The organism is Austwickia sp., assembly GCA_016699675.1.
Classification (GTDB): domain Bacteria; phylum Actinomycetota; class Actinomycetes; order Actinomycetales; family Dermatophilaceae; genus Austwickia.
In genome coordinates this window covers 178,224-194,308 of record CP064985.1, presented here as the reverse complement: position 1 = coordinate 194,308, position 16,085 = coordinate 178,224, and the positions used below count along the sequence as shown (strand labels likewise).

The following is a 16,085-nucleotide window of genomic DNA, read 5'->3' as shown; positions in this document are numbered from 1 at the left end:
CGACCAGATGTACTCGTCGTACGTCGTGCCCTACGCCGCCAACGTGGACTCCAGCAGGCGCAACGACGCCTCCGCGGCCTCGGCCGCCTTGGGGTGGCGACGCTCCTCCGCCAAGAGGGGGCGGTAGGCCTCCGTCGCCTTGGCCACCCCCGCTGCCGACGGCACGCGGCGGTTGGAGTGGTAGCCGATGATCTTCCCGGCGCCGTCGAAGGTGGGGGTCACGTGGGCCAGCACCCAGTAGTGGTCGCCGTTCTTGGCCAGGTTGTTGATGAAGGCGAAGATCTCCTTGCCCGCCTGCAGCTGCTGCCACAACAGCCGGAACACGCCGCGCGGCATCTCCGGGTGGCGAATCACGTTGTGCGGCTGGCCGATCAACTCATCGAGCTCGAACCCCGAAACCCGCAGAAAGACGTCGTTGGCGTACGTGATCCGGCCCTTGAGGTCGGTCTTCGACACGATCAATTCGTCCGGCGCGAAGGTGCGGGCTCGACCGGTGGGGGTGGCAAGTGTCAACGGGGCTCCTCGAGGCCGCGCAGGGCGAACGGTCTGCTCCCCGTCGGCCGAAAACGTCCCACCCTGAGGGAACTTCCCCCGCGTGGAACTTTCGATGAGGGGTGCGGCGGGCCCCGGACCAGCAGATCCGTCGGGACGGGCCAAGCTACCGGCTCGTCGTCGTGGCCGACACCCCGCCGGATATGAGAATCTTGCCTTCGTCGCGCGGCGGGGATGCCCACGGCTGCCTCGGCATCGGGGTCGGTCACGGGCCGAGCCGCACCTGTCATCAAGGGAGGCCCCCATGCCGGATCTGAACCCACTGAAGAAGGTGAGCGACGCCGTGACCGGCGTTGCGACGGGCTTGCGCTCGGGCATGGACGGTGCCGCCACCGCCGTCGCCGCCGAGGCCCCCGCGGCGGGACGCGACGTGGTCGACCTCTGGGTGGAGCTGCTCAAGATCGGCACCGGCGCCTCCGAGGTCGCGCCCGACCGCGGCGACAAGCGGTTCTCCGACCCGACGTGGCAGACCAACCCGGCGTACCGCGCGATCGCGCAGGGCTACCTCGCGGGCACCCGCGCCGTGGACAAGCTGACCGACCGTCTGGAGGAGAAGGACTACCGGCACGCCCAGGCCGTGAAGTTCGTCTCCGGCATCGTCACCAGCGCGCTCGCGCCGACCAACTACCTCCTCGGCAACCCGGCCGCCCTCAAGCGGGCCTTCGAGACCGGCGGCAAGTCGCTGGTCGAGGGCGGCAAGAACTGGATCGACGACCTCGTGCACAACGGCGGTATGCCGTCGATGGTGCGCAAGGACGCCTTCACGGTCGGGGTCGACCTCGCCGTCACCCCCGGCGCCGTCGTCACCCGGGACCCGGTCGCGGAGCTGCTCCAGTACACGCCGACCACCGCCCAGGTCCACGAGGTGCCGACCATCGTCGTGCCGCCGCCGATCGGGCGCTACTACTTCCTCGACATGGCGCCCGGGCGCAGCTTCGTGGAGTACGCCGTGAGCCAGGGCCTGCAGATGTTCCTCGTCAGCTGGCGCAACCCCGACAAGGAGCACGCCGACTGGGGCATCGACAACTACGTGGAGCGGCTGATCTCGGCGATCGACGAGGTCCGCGAGATCACCGGTTCGCAGAAGGTCAACCTCGTCGGCTTCTGCGCGGGCGGGATCCTGGAGGCGATCACGCTGAACCGCCTCGCCGACCTCGACAAGGACGTGGTGGCCAACGGCTCGTTCGCCGTCACCCTGCTCGACTGGGCCGGGCAGATCCCGATGGCGGCCTTCGGCCAGGGCCCGACGATGGCGCTGGCGGGCGCGGCCTCGCACCGGCAGGGCGTCTTCCAGGCCCGGAGCATGGCGAGCGCGTTCACCTGGCTGCGGCCGAACGACCTGGTGTGGAACTACTGGGTGAACAACTACCTGATGGGCCAGGACCCGCCCGCGTTCGACATCCTGGCCTGGAACGCCGACGGCACCCGCCTTCCCGCCCAGCTGCACAAGCAGTTCCTCGACATCTTCCACACCAACCCGCTGGCGTCCTCGTGCGCCCGCGAGTTCGCGGGCAGCCCGTTCGACGCGGCGACCATCAACGTGCCGGTCTTCGTGCAGGGCGCCATCACGGACCACCTGACCCCGTGGAAGGGCACCTACCGCACCACCCAGCTCGTGGGCAGCGACGACGTGACCTACGTGCTGAGCAACGCCGGCCACATCGCCAGCCTGGTCAACCCGCCGACCAACCCCAAGGCCAGCTACTTCGTCGGCACGGACGCCGGCGCGCTGGACGCCGAGGAGTGGCAGGCCGGCTCCACGAAGAAGATGGGCTCGTGGTGGACCGAGTGGGTCGAGTGGAGCAAGCCGCGCAGCGGTGACCTCAAGGACGCCCCTGCCGAGTTGGGCGACGGGGCTCACCCCGAGCTCGCCGAGGCCCCCGGGTTCTACGTGCGGGACCTGGTGCCCGCCTGATCCGGCCCGACGGCACCGCGGGCGGGGGTTCTCCGGAACCCCCGCCCGCGTGCGTCGTACGACTTAGCTTGAATCAGAGTGAGTCGCCGAAGTCCGCCCGGAACCGGGCCACCAGCTCCTGCTGCCAGTCGCCGATCGGCTCGAGGCGACCGTAGAAGAACCGCAGCACCTCGGGCTCCTCGACCCAGCGCAGGCCGCCAATGAGGTGCCGCTGGGAGTACAGCCACGCGATCCGGTCCACGGCGTAGCTGACCTGGCTCAGCGTGAACACGCGCCGCGGCATGGCCAGGCGCACCAGCTCCATCTCCGCGAGCGGTTCGGTGCCGTCCTCCTCCCGCTGTTCGGACATCGTGCCGCGCTCCATCCCGCGCACGCCGCTGCACAGATAGATGGCGGCGGCCAGGGCGCCCGCCAGGTACTCCTGCTGCGGCACATGGTCCAGGAACCGCGAGGCGTCCACGTGGCAGCCGAGGCCGCCGGCGGGGGTGATGACCGGTACGCCGCGGTCGGCGAGCTCGTCGACCATGTGCGCGATGAACTGCGGGCCCTGGCAGATGTTGTCCTCGTCCATCAGCTCGTCGAGGCCGATGGTCATGGCCTCCATCTCGCGCACGCTCATCCCGCCGTACGTCAGGAAGCCCTCGTACAGCGGCACCAGCCCCCGCATCCGCTTGTACATCTCCTCGGCGCGGATCATGATCCCGCCGCCGCGGGCGCAAGTGATCTTGCGCGCGGAGAAGTAGACGATGTCGCACAGGTCGGCGATCTCGCGGGTGATGGCGGCGATGCTCGCGTCGGCGTACTCGGCCTCGCGCGACTTGATGAACCAGAGGTTGTCGGAGAGCAGCGAGGCGTCGAGCACCAGCGGGATCCCGTGCTCGCGGCACACGGCGGCGACCTCCCGCAGGTTGGCCAGCGAGTGCGGCTGCCCGCCGATGAGGTTGGTGCCAGCCTCCATCCGCACGAACGGGATGTTCTCGACCCCGTGCTGTTCGATCAGCGCACGCAGCTTGCCGAGATCCATGTTGCCCTTGAACGGGTGGTCCGAGGTGACCTGCAGGGCCTCGTCGGTGTAGATCTCCTCGACCCGCCCGCCGGCCATCGTGATGTGCGCCTTGGTGGTCGTGAAGTGGTAGTTCATGGGCACGACCGAACCGGCCGTGACCAGGGTCTTGGCCAGCAGGTGCTCGCAGGCGCGGCCCTGGTGGGCGGGCAGGAAGTACGGCATCCCGAAGACCTCGCGCAGCTTGTCGGCCAGCCGGGTGTAGGTCGCCGAGCCCGCGTAGCTGTCGTCGGCCACGAGCATCGCCGCCTGCTGACGGTCACTCATCGCGTTGACGCCGGAGTCGGTGAGCATGTCGAGGAAGACGTCGGCGTTGGCCAGCAGGAAGGTGTTGTTGCCCGCGTCGGCGATGGCCCGCAGCCGGTCCTCGATGGGCCGCAGGGTGAGCTTCTGCACGATCCGCACCTTGTGCATCTCCAGGGGAATGCGTTCTCCCGAGCTGAACCTCACCTGGGCCATGACTTCGTCCGCCTCCTCGCGCGCGCCTCGGCGCGCGACTCCGCGGCCGGCGCCGTGCGTCAGGCTAGGGCGGTGCGGCGGCGGCGACGCGGGACCGAAGTCCTTCGACTGGTCAGCGATGCGCATCGTCGCAGGTCGCCGTCCGCAGGTTGTCCAGTGCGTCGCGGCGGTACGCCGAGTCGACCGGGCACTGTGTCCCGGCACCCGCCACCCGGCACCCGGCGCACCCGGCACCCGCCGGCGTGGTGCCCGGCTCACTGCGGCATGCGGCAGCTGACGCCCCCGTGCTCATCGACCGCGCAGTCGTCGCGCCGCGCGGTGGCCATGACGTCGGCCGGGATCGCATCGACCACCGCGCGCGTCAGCGCGTCCTCGTGGAACACGGTCCCGACCGGGAGCGGCAGGTCGGCGGTCTGCCGGGTGACCAGGGTGCGCTCGCCGATGACCTGCCCGGTGGCCGGGTCGATGACGATCTCCTGACGCAGGCCGTTCCGATCCTCGGAGCGGCCGATGCCCACCCCCGTGCGGCCGTCGAGCGTGGCCGACTCGGAGGTGATCGTCACCCCGGGCACGGTGCGCAGCACCCGGTACAGGACGGCCCGCAGCTCGCTGGGCGCGAGCCCGGACCGCAGCACGTCCGCGGCCAAGACCAGCACCTCGGTGTCGGTCGAGGGGCCGTGCCCCGCGGCGTCGGCGTACATCCGGGCGCGCAGCGCCGCGGGATCGCGGGGCAATGCGGCGAGCCAGGACGGCGTCGGCGCCTGCCAGCTCGCGGGGATGTCGATCGGGGCGAGGTTGGACGTCCACACGTCGGGGGTACGGGTTCGCCACTCGGCGGGAGCGGTGGCTGCCGGGCCGAAGACCTGCACGGGGTCGGCGGTGGCGGCTTCGACGACGTACGTGGGGCGAGCTCCGTCGACGGCTACGTAGTCGGTTCGCTGCCTGCTCGTGCGCCACCCGATTCGGACCTGCTGGCCGTCGCGGTCGCCGGCCTCCGTGGTGACGCCCACGTTGCGGGCCGTGATCCGGTACCACTGCTCGGGACGGGCCGGGTCGTCGCTGACCGAGATGTCGGCCGCCCGGGTCAACAGCTGGGCGGCGGCGGGTGCGGCGCCGCTGCTGGAGCCGGTGACGACGTCGACGAGGGCGGGGCCGAGCGTGAGGGCAACGGCGGTGCCCGCCGCCGCGAGGCCGAGCGTGACGCCGCGCCGCAGGCCACGCCGGTTGGCGGGCGCGGGCCACGCACGCGGGGCGCGGGGGTCGGTGGCGGCGGCGATCAGCGCGGCCGAGGAGGCCTCGTCGTAGCCGGGCAGATGGCGGGCCGGGTCGGCGGTTCGGAGCCGGGCAGATGGCGGGCCGGGTCGGCGGTTCAGCATGAGAACTCCTCAGTCGGCACGGGAGTGGGGCGGACGTGGGCGGTCGCGGACAGCGTGCGCTCGCCGGGAGTGGCCGCGTCGTGGTCGGCCAGCAGGGCGGCGGCGCGGCGGCGGGCTCGGTGTAGCCGGACGCGCGCCGCCCCCGCCGTACACCCTGCACGTAGGCGATCTCGGTGGGGGACAGCTCCTCCCACGCGGCGAGCCGCAGGATCTCCGCGTCCGCCGCGGGCAGGGCCGCCAGGACGGCGGCGACGGCCGGGTCCACCTCGGCGACGTCGACGGCAGGGGTGGTCTCGGGCTCGCCGGCCGACGCCAGCCGCGCGGCCAGACGGGTGCGCCGCCGGTCCGAGCGCCGGGTGTGGGCGAGATGGTGCGCGGCCGTGCGGTACAGCCAGGGCAGCTCCGGCTCGGGAGTGATCTCGCGGCGTTGCCAGGCGGTGGCGTAGACCTCGGCGACCAGGTCGTCGACGTCGTCGAGCGGCAGGCGGCGTACGGCGTAGCGGCTGCTGCGTCTCGCGGAAGAGCCGCTCGAACCAGCCCAGATCGCGGCCGTGCTCCGTCGTCATGCCCCCTCATTCCCGGCTCGATCCGGGACGTTACCGGCGGGGCGCAGCCGGTAGGTTCGCCGCTATGAGCGCGCCCATCCTGCATGTCGTCGGTCAAGTGCACGTCGGGCCGGAGGAGACCCGGGACGAGCTGTGGGTCATCGACGGCCGGATCAGTTTCACCGGGCCCGGGCCCGGCTCGGCGGCCGAGGTGGAGACCGTCCACGGCCACGTCATCCCGGGCATGGTCGACGCCCACGCCCACATCGGGCTCGGCCCCGGCGGGCCGGTCGAGCCGGAGCGGGCCGTGGCGCAGGGCTACGCGAACCGCGACGCCGGCGCCCTGCTGATCCGCGACGCGGGATCGCCGGTCGACAACCGCTGGGTGCAGGACCGCGAGGACCTGTCGCGGCTCATCCGCGCCGGGCGGCACATCGCGCGCACGAAGCGCTACATCCCGGGGGTCGCCCACGAGGTCGAGCCGGACCAGCTCGTCGAGTTCGTACGCCGGGAGGCGCGGGCCGGCGACGGCTGGGTGAAGCTCGTCGGCGACTGGATCGACCGGGGCCGCGGCGACCTGGCGCCGTGTTGGCCGGTGGACGTCCTCACCCAGGCCATCGCGGCCGCCCACGAGGAGGATGCCCGGGTGACCGCGCACTGCTTCGGCGAGCAGTCGCTGGTGGACTTCGCCGCGGCCGGGACCGACTGCATCGAGCACGCCAGCGGCCTGGTGGAGGACACGATCGACGCCTTCGCGACCCAGCAGATCGCGATCGTGCCCACCCTGATCAACATCGACAACTTCCCGAAGTTCGCCGCGGCGGGCCGCAAGAAGTTCCCCGGGTACGCGGGGCACATGCTCGACCTGCACCGGCGCCGGTACGACACGATCAGCGCGGCTGCCGAGGCCGGCGTGCCGATCTTTGCCGGCACCGACTCCGGCGGCCAGCTGCCGCACGGCCTCATCGCGCTGGAGGTCATCGAGCTGGGCAAGACGGCACTCGGGGCCGCCGGCGCGCTGGCGGCGGCGACCTGGGGGGCCCGGGAGTGGCTTGGCCGCCCCGGGCTGGCGGAGGGCGCGGAGGCGGACTTCGTGGTGTACCTCGACGACCCGCGCGAGGACCTGCGCATGCTGGTGCGCCCGCACCGGATCGTGTTGCGCGGCAAGGCGGTGCGGTGACGACCCCACCCGCGATGGCGCCCCCGCCGGAGGGGGCGCACCTGAGGCCCGACCCCGAGGCGGAGCCCCTGACCGCGCGGGGTCGGCGGGTCCGGGTCGCCCCCGTGACCAAGGCCGACCTGGTGCCCTACCGGCACGCCGTCCTCGCCTCGCGCGACCGGCTCGCGCAGTGGAACCCCGTCGACCCCGGCGATCTCGAACGGCACCTGCGATTCCAGTCGAGCGGCCACCGCACGTTCATCGTGCACGCCCTGGAGCCCCTCGCCAACCACGACATCGTCGGGCGGGTCAATGTCACCAACGTCGTCCGGGGCCGGGCGCTCGCCGGGACGCTGGGGTACGACGCCTACGACCCGTACGCCGGGCGGGGGCTCTTCGCCGAGGGCCTGCGCCTGGTGGTCGACCTGATCCTCGCCCCGGAGCCGCGGGGCATGGGCCTGCACCGCGTCGAGGCGTCGGTGCAGCCCGGGAACACCCGCTCGGCGGGTCTGGTGCGCTCGCTGGGCTTCACGCGGCGCGGCGCCTGGCCGGCCTACCTGTGGCTTCCCGACGGCACCGGCAGCCACGCGTGGCGCGACCACGTGACGTACGGGGTGACGGCCCCGGAGTGGCCCGCGCGGCCGTTCGCGGTCCCGCTGCGGGCCCGTCCGGTCGTGGTGCTGCCGGCAGCAAGCACCGTCGCGGGGGAGCGGTTGGCCACCGAGCTCGGCGTACCGTTCCTGTCCGCCGCCGCGCTGCACGCCCTCGGCACCGAGCAGGCGGCCCGGCTCCTCGCCACCTGCCCCGGTGTCGTGCTGGAGGAGGATCCGGTGACCGATGCCGTGCTGACCGGCCCCGATGTGGGCGGGGCGGCGCTGCGCCTGGATGCCGCGGCCGCGGCGGCCGTGGCCGCCTCGGAGCAGGAGGTGGTGGCCGTGGCGCTCGCGGCGGAGGCCGCGGCGCGCGACGTGGGGACGCACCGAGGACTGCGCGGCTGAGCCCGGCCGGGACGATTCGGGCGAGCGATCAGCCGTCGGTGAGGCGGGCCACCTGGTGCTCCAGCCGGTCCCCGAGCGGTTCCAGCCCGTCGGCCCCGTCGACGCGGGCGCGCACCTGCCCGATCTGCGTGTCGATCTCCTGGATCGCGGCGGTGATCGCCGAAATGGCCGCCCCCGCGGCCCGCGCCGCCTCCTGGGCGGCCCGCACCTGCTCGGCGATGTCCTGGGAGGACTGCGTCGTCTCGCTGGCCAGATCCTTGACCTCGCTGGCCACGACGGCGAAGCCGCGCCCGGCATCGCCGGCACGAGCCGCCTCGATCATCGCGTTGAGCGCCAGCAGCCGGGTCTGCCCGGCGACCTGCGCGATGACCCGCACCGCGGTCTCGATCTCCGCGCTCGCCTCGGTCAGCGCCGTCATCGTCCGCAGCCCGTGCCGGCCTCGGCGACGGCGCGGCTCGTGGTGGCGGACAGGGCGGTGGTGTCCTCGCCGAGCTGGTGGGCCGCGGCCCCCAGGCGATGGGAGACCTCGGCGACGCTGGTCGCGAGGTCGCTGCGTTCGGCGTCGCGGCGGGTCAGCTGCACGTCGTGCTCGAGCATGGCCGCGCGTGCCGTGTTGCTGGCGCGGGCACCCTCGGCGAACTGGCCGGGCATCCCGCGCAACAGGACGACGCGGTGGAAGCGGCCCTCGGCGGAGGCGCGCAGGCAGGCCTGCGTCTCGCGGGTGAACGCCTCCAGCAGGTCCAGGGTGCCGTTCACGTGGTTCGCCAGGCTCTGGGCCAGCGGGGGTCCGTCGAGCTGGACGACCCGGGCGTTGAGGTCGCCGCCGGCGACGCGGGCGAGCACGGCGTCGATGTCAGCCAGGGCCTCGGGCAGGTCACGTCCCGACGGCTCCGTGACCGGGTCCTGGGGAGGGCCGGCCGGAGTGCCTTCCCGGCGCCGCCCGGTCACGCGGCCCGCCGATCGGTGGGGGTGGTGCGGTGGATGAGATCCCAGACGAACTCGTCGTACGTCACGCCCTTGCCCGCCAGCACTTGCCCCACCAGCGCGAGGCTCGCCTCGGCGCCCACGCGGCGGTCGGGTGCCGCCGCTCCTCGATGCGCATCAGGTCGTAGACGGCGTCGACCTCGGCCACCGCGGCCTTCTCGGGGCAGCGCCGGCTGCTGTGGTAGCCGACGATGGTGCCGCGCGCGTCGTACGTCGGGGTCACGTGGGCCAGCACCCAGTAGTAGGAGCCGTCCTTGGCCAGGTTCTGCACGTACGCGAAGACCTCCTGGCCCTGCGTGATCGTGTCCCACAGCAGCTTGAAGACGCCGCCGGGGAAGTCGGGGTGACGGATGACGTTGTGCGGCTGGCCGATCAGCTCGGCCTCGGAGTAGGCGGCGACGCGCAGGAAGACGTCGTTCGCGTAGGTGATGACGCCCTTGGTGTCGGTCTTGCTGACGATGATCTCGTCGCAGCCGAACGTCACCTCCCGATCGCGGGGGGTGATGTCCGAGGGGCCTGGCACGGGTCGGTCTCCTGGGTGGCGGCGAGCGGCGGGCCCTGGGGGCGGCGCCGGAGTTGCCGTCCATTCGACTGCGCGAGGCTGGATGTGAGAGAACCCTGCCCGGGCGCATCGTCAGCGCCGGTCGAGGTAGGCCAGCACCGCGACCACGCGGCGGTGCTGGTCGGACCCCGGATCGAGCTGGAGCTTGGCGAAGATGCGCTGGGTGTGCTTCTCGATGGCCCCCTCGGTGAGTGCGAGCCGCCGGGCGATCGCGGCGTTGCCCATGCCCTCGGCCATCAGGGCGAGCACCTCCCGTTCGCGCGGGGTCAAGGCGTCGACCGGGGCCGTGACGGGGGAGGCCAGGAACTGCGCGACCACCTGGGGGTCGATCACGGTGCCGCCGGCGGCCACCGTCTCCACCGCCGTCAGGAAGGCGGGGATGTCGCTGACCCGATCCTTGAGCAGGTAGCCGAAGCCCGGGCCGACGAGGTCGCGGGCGTAGCTGCGCTCGACGTACTGGCTCAGGATCAGCAGCGACGCCTCGGGCCACGCGGCGCGGATGGCGGCGGCCGCCCGCATGCCCTCGTCGCGGTGGCTGGGCGGCATCCGTACGTCGAGCACGGCGAGGTCTGGCCGCTCGGCGAGGGTCAGCTCGATGGCGCTCGGTCCGTCCCCGGCCCGGCCGACGACCCGGTGCCCCGCGTCGGCGAGGATCAGCTCCAGGCCCTCGCGCAGCAGCACGGAGTCGTCGGCGAGAACGATGCGCAGGCTCACGGGATCACTCAACCACGGCGCCGTCCGGCGGCCCCGGCGCTGATCACCCGCAGGGCAGGATCGCGGTCAACACCGTCGGGCCGCCAGCGGGGGAGTAGAGGTCGAGCATCCCGTCGAGCCCGGCGAGGCGGTCGCGCAGACCGAGGAGTCCCGTCCCACCGGTGCGGTCGAGGGGGCCGCCGCTCCCGTCGTACGTCGCGCCGCCGCGCCCCTCGTCACGAACGGTGACCCGCAGCATCTGCTCGCCGAGATGCACCTCGACCTCGGCGCGCTCGGCGCCGGAGTGCTTGGCGGCGTTCGTCAGGGCCTCGGAGACGACGTAGAAGGCGGCGTCCTGCACGCGGGCGGGGATCTCGTCGGGGCGCCGGTCGCGGGGCAGGTTGGTGACGAAGCGGACGGGGATGGCGCTGCGGGCGGTGAGCTCGTCGAGCGCGGCGACCAGCCCGCGGTCGACCAGGATGGGCGGGGCGATGCCGCGGGACAGGTTGCGCAGCTCATCCAGGGTCTGCTGCGCCTGGGTCAGCGAGGACTCCATGGCGACGCGGGCCCTGGCGGGGTCGGCGTCGACCTGGTGCAGGGCGCGACCGAGGTCCATCTGTAGGCGGACGAGGCGCTGCTGCGGGCCGTCGTGCAGATCCCGCTCGAGCTTGCGCAGCGAGGCGGCCTCCGCGTCGCGGGCCGCGGTGCGGCTCGCCTCCAGGTGGGTGACCTGCGCGCGCAGACCGCGGGCCGCGAGCACGGCCCCGAACAGCGCGGACTGCACGGACGCCAGGCCACGCGTGACCCAGGGCAGCGTGCCGAGGGCGAGCAGCCCCGTCGCCAGGTCGACGGCCGTGCGCACGCCGGGGCTCTGCGCGGTCAGCAGGCTGCCGATGCCGGCGACATTGTCCGGGAGGAACGCATGGAGCACCGGACTGGCCAGCCCGATCAGTGCCGTCGACCACCAGGTCACCGTCAGGCTCCAGGTGACCAGCGCGACGACCCAGGCGAACAGGCTGAACAGCACGTCGATCCACGACTGGGGGTCGACCACGAGCCGGAGCGCGGACTTCCACAGTGCCTCGCCCGGTCGGCGCGGCAGGTAGGCGCCGGGCGCGGGGGTCGCGTCCAGCAGGGTGCGCTGCAGCCAGCACTCGGCGAGCACGAACGCCCGGGCCGCGCCGAACGTGACCAGGAGCAGCGGGATGCCCACCCACACGATGGCGAGGCCGACGCTGGTGGCCAGCAGGCTGATGACGACGGAGAAGGCCACGATGAGGACCGGCCACGAGACAAGCAGGTAGGCCGAGTCCCGCAGCGTGCGCCGCACCATCTCCCGGCGGGGAGCGGGGCTCGAGCCTTCGGACATGGCGACCTCTGTCAGTTCCGGTGCGGTGCTGGTCATGGCTCAACGGTAGGAAGGCGCTGGTGCGCTCCACTATCCCGCGACCTGGCCAGGACCGTGTCGGGTTACCCCGACAGCGCGGGCCTCGGAGGTCGTACGGCGTGGTCGGGGGCGCCGCGTGGGTCTGGCACAATGGATGGCTGTACCCGCCCGGCCTGCGCGACGTTGCTCGTCCTGCGCCGGGATCTCGGGCGCCTACACCCCGAGGGACGGCACCCCGGCACCCGACGTACCGCCGGTCTGGCCGCGCCTCACAACCGAACAAGGAGTGACCACACCCGTGGCCGTCAAGATTCGCCTCAAGCGGATGGGCAAGATCCGCGCCCCCTTCTACCGCGTCTGCGTCATGGACTCCCGCACCAAGCGGGACGGCCGGGCCATCGAGGAGATCGGCAAGTACCACCCCACCGCCGAGCCCAGCGTCATCGACATCGACAGCGAGCGCGCGCAGTACTGGCTGGGCGTCGGCGCCCAGCCCACCGAGCAGGTCCTCGCGCTGCTGAAGGTGACCGGCGACTGGCAGAAGTTCAAGGGCGAGGCCGGCGCGGAGGGCACCCTGAAGCCGCAGCCGACCAAGGCCACGAAGAAGGAGCGGTACGAGGCCGCGATGGCCGCCGCCGGCAAGGCCGACGAGGACTACGAGAAGTCCGGCCCGACCACTCGCAAGAAGGCCGCGAAGGCCGAAGAGCCCAAGGCCGAGGCGCCGAAGGCGGATGAGCCCAAGGCCGAGGCGCCCGCCGCCGACGAGCAGCCGGCGCAGGCCGAGGCTGTTGCCGAGCAGGCCGCCGCCGACAACGCCGAGGCCGACGCGACCGTGGAGGTCGCCGCCGCCGGTGACGAGTCGGCGCCGACCGCGGAGGCCGCGCCCGAGGCTGCCGCCGACGCGGCCGCCGAGAAGAGCGAGAGCGAGGCCTGATCGTGCTCGAGGAAGCCCTCGAGCACCTGGTCAGGGGCATCGTCGAGCACGACGAGGATGTCGTCGTGCGGCATGGCGAGCTGCGTCGCGGGGACGTGCTGGAGGTCCGGGTCCACCCGGACGACCTCGGGCGCGTCATCGGCCGCTCGGGACGCACCGCGGGCGCGCTGCGCACGGTCATGACCGCCCTCGCCGGCGGCAAGGCCGTCCGCGTGGACATCGTCGACACCGACCGGATGCGCTGAGCGACCGGTCCGCTACGGCAGCGAGGGGTACGCCGGGCGCCGTCGTACCCCTCGCCGCGTGAGGAGGCAGCCGTGGACACCGTCGTGGCGCGCATCGGCAAACCCCATGGGCTGCGCGGCGAGGTCACCGTGCAGCTGCACACCGACAACCCGCAGGGGCGGTTGGTGCCGGGGGCCCGGTTCGGGTGCGAGGGCCTGTCGGGGCCGCCCGGCGCGATCGCGCCGACCGAGCTGACCATCGAGACCGTACGCGTACACAACGGCGTCTGGCTGCTGGCCTTCGAGGGGTACGCCGACCGCACCGCCGCCGAGGCCCTGCGTGGCGGGCGCCTGGTGCTGGCGGCCCAGGACCGTGGTGCCGACGGCGGCCCGGACGACGGCGGCGCCGGCGCGGACGGCGGTGAGGATGAGGACGGCTGGTATGAGTCCGAACTGCTCGGGTTGGCCGTGTACGACGTGGCGGGGGAGCGGGTCGGCGAGGTGACCGGGCTGGACGTGGGCATCGGCCAGGACCGGCTCGCGGTGCGGCTGACCGACGGGCGCTCCGGCCTGGTCCCGCTCGTCGAGGCGCTCGTGCCCGTGCTGGATCCGGCCGCCGGTCGCGTGGTGATCGACGCGCCCGACGGGCTGTTCGACCTCGAGACGTGAGGGGATTCGCGTGCGCGTCGACGTCGTGACGATCTTCCCCGACTACCTGGCCCCGCTGGAGCTCTCGCTCATCGGGAAGGCCCGATCGGGTGGCCCACTCGACGTACGGGTGCACGACCTGCGCGCGCACACCCACGACCGGCACCGCACGGTGGACGACACGCCGTACGGCGGGGGCGCCGGGATGGTGATGAAGCCCGAGCCGTGGGGGGAGGCGCTGGACGCGATCCTCGCGTCGGGGGACCCATCTCCGGTGTTGGTCATTCCCGGGCCCGGCGGGGAGCCGTTCAGCCAGGCGGTGGCGGCGCAGCTCGCGCAGGAGCCCTGGCTGGTGTTCGCGTGCGGGCGGTACGAGGGGATCGACGAGCGGGTGTACGACGAGTACCGCGGGCGGCTCGGCGCCGACAGGGTGCGGGTGCTGTCGCTGGGTGACTACGTGCTCAACGGCGGCGAGGTCGCGGTGTTGGCGATGGTCGAGGCGATCGCGCGCCTGATCCCGGGTGTCATCGGCAACGAGGAGTCGCTGGCCGAGGAGTCGCACACCGGCGGCCTGCTGGAGTACCCGGTCTTCACGAAGCCGCCGAGCTGGCGCGGTCACGACGTACCGGCGGTGCTGCGCTCCGGCGACCACGCCCGGATCGCGGCGTGGCGGGCGGAGGAACGACGAGCCCGTACGGCGGCGCGGCGCCCCGACCTGCTGCGCCCCAGCGCGGTGCTGTCTGGAGCAAGCGCGCTGCCGTTGCGGCCGGCCACCCCCGGCGATGCGGGCGAACTCCTCACGCTCACGCGGGCGTGTTGGGTGGTGGAGGCCCAGGCCAACGACACCCTCGACATTCCCCCGCTCACCGAGTCGCTGCCCGACATCAGCGCCGCGCTCGCACCGGGCGCGGACTGGCGCACCTGGGTGCTGCGCGATCCCGCCGCGGGCCGCCTGGTCGGCTCGGTGCGTGGCCGGTTGACGGCGTGGGGCGACGATCCCGCCGACGCACCCGCGACCTGGGAGGTCGGCCGCCTGATGGTGGCGCCGGACCTGCAGGGGCGCGGCATCGGGCGGGCGCTGCTGGCGCACGTCCTGGCGACGGCCGACCCGCGGGCCCGGCGCGCCTGGCTGCTCACAGGCGCGGCGAGCGCCCGCAACCAGCGGATGCACAAGAAGGCGGGATTCCGCGTGCTGCGCGAACCGGCGCCGTACCACGGCACCGTGCAGCTGCTGGCGCGCCTGCCGGGACGCCCCACCCGCGACGGCCCCATGGCGTGATGGCCGACGGGATTTCCGGCAGCCATCGCCCCTCTGGCACAATGGGACCTCGCGTCCGAGCCCGTTGACAGGCCCCTTCCACGGGGGGAGTGCAGCCGAGCGTCTGGATCCCGGTCGGATCCCAGGCGGCGGCGCATGCGGTCGGCCGGCGCGACCCGAGATCGATCATCCCGGGCTGACCCGTGGCAGCGCCGAGAAAGCGAAACCGTCATGCACAAGCTCGACGCCGTCGACGCCGCCAGCCTCCGCACCGACATCCCGGCCTTCCGCGCCGGTGACACCGTCAAGGTGCACGTCAAGGTCATTGAAGGCACGCGCAGCCGCATCCAGATCTTCCAGGGCGTCGTCATCCGCCGCCACGGCCACGGCGTGGGCGAGACCTACACGGTGCGCAAGGTCAGCTTCGGGGTCGGCGTGGAGCGCACCTTCCCGGTGCACAGCCCGGTGGTCGACAAGATCGAGGTCGTCACGCGCGGTGACGTCCGGCGCGCCAAGCTCTACTACCTGCGCGACCTGCGCGGCAAGGCCGCCAAGATCCGCGAGAAGCGCGAGACCGTCGCGCGCTGAGCGGCCCCGCGCCGGTGGTTGACGTCGACGACCCGGGCGCGACCGACGCCCAGGCGGGCAGCTCGCGCAGCGACCGGCGCCGCCGAGGCCGCTCCGGTCGGCCCCTGCCGACCTGGCTCGTCCTGCTCATCGCGCTGCTCATCAGCGTGCTGGTCCGGGTCTTCCTGGTCGGCATCTACGCGATCCCCACGGGGTCGATGGAGAACACCCTGGCCCTCGGCGACCGCGTCGCCGTCGCGAAATGGCGCGGCGGCGACGTCCGCCGGGGCGATGTCGTCGTGTTCGACGGGGCGACCACGTGGGGCCCCGTTGCCGGCGTCGCGCCCGGGCCGCTGGAGCGGGCCATCGGCGACGTCGAGGGCCACGATCCCGCGAATGTCTACATCAAGCGCGTCGTCGGGGTCGGTGGCGACCGCGTCACCTGCTGCGACGCGCAGCACCGGCTCACCGTGAACGGGTCGGCGCTGGCCGAGCCGTACGTCTACCCCGGCGACGAGCCGAGCCAGACCCCCTTCGACGTCCAGGTGCCCGCGGGACGGGTGTGGCTGATGGGGGACCACCGGGCGCACTCCGCGGACTCCAGGTTCCACACCGCCTCGCCCGGCGGCGGAACGGTGTCCGTGGACGACATCATCGGTCCCGTACTCTTCCGGTACTGGCCCCTTTCGGGGATCGGGTCCCTGGACTGACCGGACCGGATTCCGCAGTGGCCGAAGGAGTGTCAGCCGTCGTACGCCGGC

Annotated in this window: 15 protein-coding genes and 2 pseudogenes; 9 read left to right on the top strand and 8 right to left on the bottom strand. The window is 73.0% G+C overall.

Going from position 1 to position 16,085, the window contains the following annotated elements:
- Positions 1-30 precede the first annotated feature (30 nt).
- Positions 31-798, bottom strand: coding sequence for a PAS domain-containing protein (locus tag IPK37_00925; protein QQS01092.1), 768 nt, complete (start codon positions 796-798; stop codon positions 31-33).
- Between IPK37_00925 and IPK37_00920 the strand changes: the two genes are divergently transcribed.
- Positions 797-2,467, top strand: coding sequence for an alpha/beta fold hydrolase (locus tag IPK37_00920; GenBank protein QQS01091.1), 1,671 nt, complete (start codon positions 797-799; stop codon positions 2,465-2,467). The two genes, IPK37_00925 and IPK37_00920, sit on opposite strands and share 2 nt — an antisense overlap.
- A gap of 73 nt (positions 2,468-2,540) precedes the next feature.
- Here IPK37_00920 and IPK37_00915 read toward each other — a convergent pair whose 3' ends face one another.
- Positions 2,541-3,989 (bottom strand): tryptophanase, encoded by a 1,449-nt coding sequence (locus tag IPK37_00915; GenBank protein QQS01090.1) that lies wholly within the window; start codon positions 3,987-3,989, stop codon positions 2,541-2,543.
- A gap of 254 nt (positions 3,990-4,243) precedes the next feature.
- Positions 4,244-5,365, bottom strand: a complete 1,122-nt coding sequence (locus tag IPK37_00910; protein ID QQS01089.1) for a CU044_5270 family protein — start codon at positions 5,363-5,365, stop codon at positions 4,244-4,246.
- 630 nt (positions 5,366-5,995) lie between these two features.
- On the opposite strand from IPK37_00910, the gene IPK37_00905 reads away from it, so the two are divergent.
- Together IPK37_00905 and IPK37_00900 are read left to right on the top strand one after the other, a co-directional pair.
- A complete protein-coding gene (locus IPK37_00905) occupies positions 5,996-7,090 on the top strand; it encodes an amidohydrolase family protein (GenBank protein QQS01088.1) in 1,095 nt (364 codons plus the stop codon).
- A 14-nt stretch (positions 7,091-7,104) separates the two neighbouring features.
- Positions 7,105-7,752, top strand: a pseudogene (locus IPK37_00900) (GNAT family N-acetyltransferase).
- A 343-nt stretch (positions 7,753-8,095) separates the two neighbouring features.
- Here the strand turns inward: IPK37_00900 and IPK37_00895 are convergent.
- The 5 genes and pseudogenes from IPK37_00895 to IPK37_00875 all read right to left on the bottom strand — a co-directional run bounded on the left by IPK37_00895 (position 8,096) and on the right by IPK37_00875 (position 11,711).
- On the bottom strand, positions 8,096-8,485 hold the full coding sequence (locus tag IPK37_00895; protein ID QQS01087.1) for a hypothetical protein: 390 nt from the start codon (positions 8,483-8,485) through the stop codon (positions 8,096-8,098).
- Entirely contained in the window at positions 8,482-9,015 is a 534-nt protein-coding gene (locus IPK37_00890) for a hypothetical protein (GenBank protein QQS01086.1), read from the bottom strand. The genes IPK37_00895 and IPK37_00890 overlap by 4 nt, the downstream gene beginning before the upstream one ends.
- A pseudogene (locus IPK37_00885) lies at positions 9,012-9,574 on the bottom strand (PAS domain-containing protein). Before IPK37_00885 ends, IPK37_00890 begins: the two are co-directional and overlap by 4 nt.
- A gap of 111 nt (positions 9,575-9,685) precedes the next feature.
- Entirely contained in the window at positions 9,686-10,321 is a 636-nt protein-coding gene (locus IPK37_00880) for a response regulator transcription factor (GenBank protein ID QQS02587.1), read from the bottom strand.
- Between the two features lie 49 nt (positions 10,322-10,370).
- Positions 10,371-11,711, bottom strand: coding sequence for a sensor domain-containing protein (locus tag IPK37_00875; protein QQS01085.1), 1,341 nt, complete (start codon positions 11,709-11,711; stop codon positions 10,371-10,373).
- A 280-nt stretch (positions 11,712-11,991) separates the two neighbouring features.
- Here IPK37_00875 and rpsP point away from each other — a divergent pair, with 280 nt between their 5' ends.
- The 6 genes from rpsP to lepB all read left to right on the top strand — a co-directional run bounded on the left by rpsP (position 11,992) and on the right by lepB (position 16,034).
- Complete coding sequence (gene rpsP, locus IPK37_00870; GenBank protein ID QQS01084.1) at positions 11,992-12,627, top strand: 30S ribosomal protein S16; 636 nt, start codon at positions 11,992-11,994, stop codon at positions 12,625-12,627.
- A gap of 2 nt (positions 12,628-12,629) precedes the next feature.
- Positions 12,630-12,872, top strand: a complete 243-nt coding sequence (locus tag IPK37_00865; protein QQS01083.1) for an RNA-binding protein — start codon at positions 12,630-12,632, stop codon at positions 12,870-12,872.
- Positions 12,873-12,944: 72 nt separating this feature from the next.
- Entirely contained in the window at positions 12,945-13,520 is a 576-nt protein-coding gene (gene rimM, locus IPK37_00860; protein QQS01082.1) for a ribosome maturation factor RimM, read from the top strand.
- 10 nt (positions 13,521-13,530) lie between these two features.
- Positions 13,531-14,778 carry a tRNA (guanosine(37)-N1)-methyltransferase TrmD gene (trmD, locus tag IPK37_00855; protein QQS01081.1) on the top strand — a complete coding sequence of 416 codons (1,248 nt, stop codon included), beginning with the start codon at positions 13,531-13,533 and terminating at the stop codon, positions 14,776-14,778.
- Between the two features lie 210 nt (positions 14,779-14,988).
- Positions 14,989-15,345, top strand: a complete 357-nt coding sequence (gene rplS / locus IPK37_00850; GenBank protein ID QQS01080.1) for a 50S ribosomal protein L19 — start codon at positions 14,989-14,991, stop codon at positions 15,343-15,345.
- The gene (lepB, locus tag IPK37_00845) at positions 15,342-16,034 is read left to right on the top strand and encodes a signal peptidase I (GenBank protein ID QQS02586.1); all 693 of its coding nucleotides are present in this window, start codon (positions 15,342-15,344) and stop codon (positions 16,032-16,034) included. Before rplS ends, lepB begins: the two co-directional genes overlap by 4 nt.
- Positions 16,035-16,085: the final 51 nt, after the last annotated feature.

Bases quoted from the DNA above. Each gene is read 5' to 3' on its own strand.
- IPK37_00875 (QQS01085.1), bottom strand. From the start codon at position 11,711: ATGACCAGCACCGCACCGGAACTGACAGAGGTCGCCATGTCCGAAGGC.
- IPK37_00920 (QQS01091.1), top strand. From the start codon at position 797: ATGCCGGATCTGAACCCACTGAAGAAGGTGAGCGACGCCGTGACCGGC.
- IPK37_00915 (QQS01090.1), bottom strand. From the start codon at position 3,989: ATGGCCCAGGTGAGGTTCAGCTCGGGAGAACGCATTCCCCTGGAGATG.
- IPK37_00910 (QQS01089.1), bottom strand. From the start codon at position 5,365: ATGCTGAACCGCCGACCCGGCCCGCCATCTGCCCGGCTCCGAACCGCC.
- IPK37_00905 (QQS01088.1), top strand. From the start codon at position 5,996: ATGAGCGCGCCCATCCTGCATGTCGTCGGTCAAGTGCACGTCGGGCCG.
- IPK37_00925 (QQS01092.1), bottom strand. From the start codon at position 798: ATGGGGGCCTCCCTTGATGACAGGTGCGGCTCGGCCCGTGACCGACCC.
- rplS (QQS01080.1), top strand. From the start codon at position 14,989: ATGCACAAGCTCGACGCCGTCGACGCCGCCAGCCTCCGCACCGACATC.
- IPK37_00895 (QQS01087.1), bottom strand. From the start codon at position 8,485: ATGACGGCGCTGACCGAGGCGAGCGCGGAGATCGAGACCGCGGTGCGG.